This is a genomic window from Sphingobium sp. C100, assembly GCF_000508185.1.
In the GTDB taxonomy this organism is placed as follows: domain Bacteria; phylum Pseudomonadota; class Alphaproteobacteria; order Sphingomonadales; family Sphingomonadaceae; genus Sphingobium.
The window spans coordinates 1-4397 of sequence record NZ_AYOY01000061.1; the positions used below are offsets into that span (position 1 = coordinate 1).

The 4397-nt window shown below is 66.7% G+C and carries 1 protein-coding gene and 1 pseudogene; both read right to left on the reverse strand.

All coding sequences use genetic code 11. The features are described 5' to 3' along the window. Positions 1-25: 25 nt before the first annotated feature. Positions 26-3664: an error-prone DNA polymerase gene (locus C100_RS30495; protein ID WP_024018831.1), complete on the reverse strand. Its 3639-nt coding sequence runs from the start codon at positions 3662-3664 to the stop codon at positions 26-28. Next, positions 3661-4397: pseudogene (locus C100_RS30500) on the reverse strand (DNA polymerase Y family protein); the annotation flags it as partial. The gene C100_RS30495 and the pseudogene C100_RS30500, both read right to left, overlap by 4 nt.

Below are 4397 nucleotides of genomic sequence, written 5' to 3' on the forward strand. Positions count from 1 at the left end.
CCCCCCCCGGTTGGGTGGCCGTCCTTCAATGAAAATCGCGCGACTTGGGCAATATGCGTGCATTGCGCGGATGGCTGGGCGCTCGCGCGGGCTGCGAAGAAGGGATGTCGTCGCCCGTTCGGACGATGCGCGTATCGGTCAGCCGGTCGAACTCAGCCGTGCGGTCATGCACGCGCGTCGCCATCAGATGGACGACGCCTTCCTTGCTGCGCTGCACTTCCCCCTCCACCAGCATCAGCCGACTGGCCATGACCGGGCGGCGCTGCATTTCAAACAGGCGCGCCCAGAGCAGGATGTTGGTGACGCCGCTCTCATCCTCGATGGTGATGAAGACGGCATTGCCCTTGCCCGGCCGTTGCCGCACCAGCACCACGCCCGCGGTCTTCACGCGCGCGCCATTGCGGGCGGCGCTGGTCTGCGCACAGCTCAGCACCCCTTCGGCGGCGAAGACCGGGCGCAGAAACTGCATCGGATGACCCTTCAGGGACAGGCGCGTGACGGCATAGTCGGTCGCCACCTGTTCGGCGAGCGGCATCGCGGGCAGCGCCGCATCCTGTTCCGCGCCCAGTTCCCGCGCCTCCCCGCCCCGCACCCGCGCGGCGGCGAACAGCGGCAGTTCGTCCGAAGGCGTGCGCCGCGCTTCCCATAATGCCGTGCGCCGGTCCTGCCCCAGCGAGCGGCAGGCATCGGCATCGGCCAACAGCCGCAGCGCCCGCGCGGGCAGCCCCGCCCGTCGCGCCAGATCCTCCATGCCGGTGAACAATCCGCCCTGCGCCCGCGCCACGACCAGTTGTTCCGCCCAGGACTGCCGGAACCCATCGACCTGGCGAAAGCCCAGCCGCAGCGCCAGCGTCCGCCCCTGCCCTTCGCCCCGATCGTAGCGGCGCGACCGCAGCAGCGGTTCCAGCCCATTGTCCCAGCCGCTCATATTCACATCGACGTCATGGACGGTGACGCCATGTTCGCGCGCGTCGCGCACCAGCTGCGCGGGGGCGTAGAAGCCCATCGGCTGCGAATTGAGCAGGGCGCAGGCGAAGACCGCCGGCTGGTGGCATTTGATCCAGGCCGACACATAGACCAGCCGCGCAAAGGACAGCGCATGGCTTTCGGGAAAGCCATAGCTGCCGAACCCTTCGATCTGCTTGAAGCAGCGTGCGGCGAATTCTTCGGTGTAGCCGCGCAGGGTCATGCCGCGGATCAGCTTCTCGCGGAAATGATGGATGGTGCCGACATTGCGGAAGGTCGCCATCGCCCGGCGCAACTGGTTGGCTTCCGACGGCGTGAACCTAGCCGCCGTGATCGCCAGCTTCATCGCCTGTTCCTGGAACAGCGGCACGCCGAAGGTCTTGCCCAGAAGCTGTTTCAGCTCGTCGGCCGGACCATGGTCGGGACTGGGCGAGGGATAGCTGATCTCCTCCTCCCCGCACCGCCGCCGCAGATAGGGATGGACCATGTCGCCCTCGATCGGACCGGGCCGCACGATCGCGACCTGCACCGTCAGGTCATAGAGAGTGCGCGGCCGCAGGCGCGGCAGCATGTTGATCTGCGCCCGGCTTTCCACCTGAAACACGCCGATGCTCTCCCCCCGGCACAGCATATCGTAAACATCGCCATCCCCGGATTCGAGGTCCACCATCAGTTGGTGATCGCCCAACCCGTTGGCGCGCATCAGGTCGAACGCCTTGCGGATGCAGGTCAACATGCCAAGCGCCAATATGTCGACCTTCATCAGGCCGAGTGCGTCGATATCATCCTTGTCCCATTCGATGAAACTGCGTTCGGCCATGGCGGCGTGGTGCAGCGGCACCGTTTCGTCGAGCCGGTTCTGCGTCAGCACGAAGCCGCCGACATGCTGCGACAGATGACGGGGGAAGGGCGCGTCGAGCAACTGGCCGACCAGTTCGCGCAGTTGCACCATCTGCGGATTGTCGAGCGCAAAGCCCGCTTCGCTGATCCGCTTGTCCCCCATATCGCTCGAATAGCTGCCCCAGACGGTGCTGGAGAGGCGCACCACAATATCTTCGGACAGACCCAGAACCTTGGCGACCTCGCGCACCGCGCTGCGCGAGCGATAATGGATGACCGTCGCGGCGATGCCGGCGCGATGGCGGCCGTAGCGGTCATAGATATATTGCATCACCTCCTCGCGCCGCTCATGTTCGAAATCGACGTCGATGTCGGGCGGCTCGTCACGCTCCTCCGACACGAAACGGGAAAAGAGCAGATCATGTTTCAGCGGATCGACCGACGTGACGCCCAGCAGGAAACAGACCATGGAATTGGCGGCCGATCCCCGCCCCTGACAGAGTATTCCCTTCATCCGGGCGAAAGCGACGATGTCGTGAACGGTCAGGAAATAATAGGCATAGTTGCGCTCGCCGATCAGCTTGAACTCGTCATCCAGCAGCTTGCGCACGGCATGGGGAATATGCGGCCCGTAACGGGCATGGGCAGCGCTGATGGTCAACTCCTCCAGCCATTGCTGCGCGGTCCAGCCTTCGGGCACTGGCTCGTGCGGATATTCGTAGCGCAACTGGGCCAGGGTGAAGTGGACGCGGGAGAGGAAGCGGATGGTTTCCGTCACAGCGTCCGGGCAGGCGCGATAGAGGCGCGCCATTTCGGCGGGGTCATGGACATGGCGTTCGGCATTGGCCTCCAGCAGCCGCCCGGCCCCGGCCAGGGGCGCGCCTTCGCGGATACAGCTCAACACATCCTGCAACGGCCGCTGCGCCGGGCTGGCGTAGAGAACGTCCATGGTGGCGAGCAACGGCACGCCGGTGCGCGCGCCCAGCGCCATATATCCAGCCAATCGCCGTGCATCGCGCCCGTCGCGCCGCAATGCCGCCCCCAACCAGACCCGGTTCGGCGCAAGGCGAGACAGGCGGGTCAGCAGGGATTCCACATCATGCGGCCGCGGGGGTGGCACCAGGCTGAGATGCCCCTGCCGGATCATCTCGCCATGCGCGCGATCCTCATGCTCATATTCGACCGGCCGAGCACTTGCCTGCTGCTCCGTCGCCGTGGAATAAGGCAACACAATCAACAGAAGGTCATTCAGATAAGCGGTCAGATCCTCATAATATAGGATGCAGTGGCCCTTGACCGACCGCAGATTGCCGACCGTCAGCAATTTGGTGAGTTCGCCCCAGCCGCGCCGCGTAGCGGGATAGGCGACGATGTCGGGCGTCCCGTCGGCAAAGACCAGCCGCGCGCCGGTCAATAGCCGCGAATCGGTCTGGCAGGAGGCATCCTCAGCCGGGGTCAGTTCGAGCGGTTCGCCCTTCTCCTTCTTAGCTTTGAGCAGTGCCTCGCGCGCCCTGGCCGGCGCATCGCGGTGCGCCTTCCAGGCCCGCACCACGCCCGCCACCGTGTTGCGGTCGGCAATGCCGATGCCGGCAAGGCCCAGTTCCATCGCCCGCGCGACCATGTCGGCGCCATGCGATGCGCCGCGCAGGAAGGAAAAGTTGGTTGCCGCCACCAGTTCGGCAAAGGGCGGCGCGGTCTGGATCGGAGGCGGGGGCGGAGACGGGGGCGGGGACGGGCGTCGCTCCTTCGCTTTTTCGCGTGCCGCCTCGATCGCGCTCCGTTCGCGCCGGTCGATCGATTTGGGTCGGGTCGGGTCGGGATAGCCACGCTTTCGTCGATTGCCGTGGGGGCCGCTCATGCGAACAGGCCATGGATATACCAGCCCGGGTGCTCGACCTCCGCGCCGTAAAGCCCGTGGCGGAATATCCAGTAACGCCGCCCCCGTGCATCCTCGACCCGGTAATAGTCGCGGGTGCGGCCGGCGCTTTCGCCTTCGATCGCGCCGTCCTTCGCCCGCCACCATTCGGGCGCGATCCGTTCCGGCCCTTCATAGCGGGCGACGTCGTGCAGCGCCCGGCGCCAGCGAAAGCGATGCGGCGGACCGTCGGGCACCTGCGCCACCACCTCGATCGGCTGGGGCGGATCGAACAGATGGAGCGGGCGCATCGGCGGATCGCCCGGATCGCCGTCCGCCGCCCAATTGCCCGGCGCGCGGCTTTCCACCGCCGGCAGCGCGAGTTGCGCCTGTTCGGGAATATGGCTGTCGCGCGGTTCCAGCCGCTGGATATGCGCGCGGCCGGCGCGGATCGACAGGCGGTCGACCAGGGCGGCGACGCTATCCTCACGTCGCGCCGCGCCCCCTTCCAGCGCCAGTTGCGTGGGCGCCAGCTTTTCGGCCTGCGGCACGGTGAGGCGCAGCATGTCGAAGCCGAAGCCGGGATCGATCGGGTCGGACAGCGCGTCGATCCGTTCGCGCATCAGGCGCAGGATGGCGGGCGCATCGCGCACCGGCAGGCTGGTTTCGACCCGCAGCGGAAAGGCGAGGCCGTCGCTGCGGAAGAAGACCGCCTCGAACCGCCGCCCGCCCTCGC

Bases quoted from the DNA above. Each gene is read 5' to 3' on its own strand.
- C100_RS30495 (WP_024018831.1), bottom strand. From the start codon at position 3,664: ATGAGCGGCCCCCACGGCAATCGACGAAAGCGTGGCTATCCCGACCCG.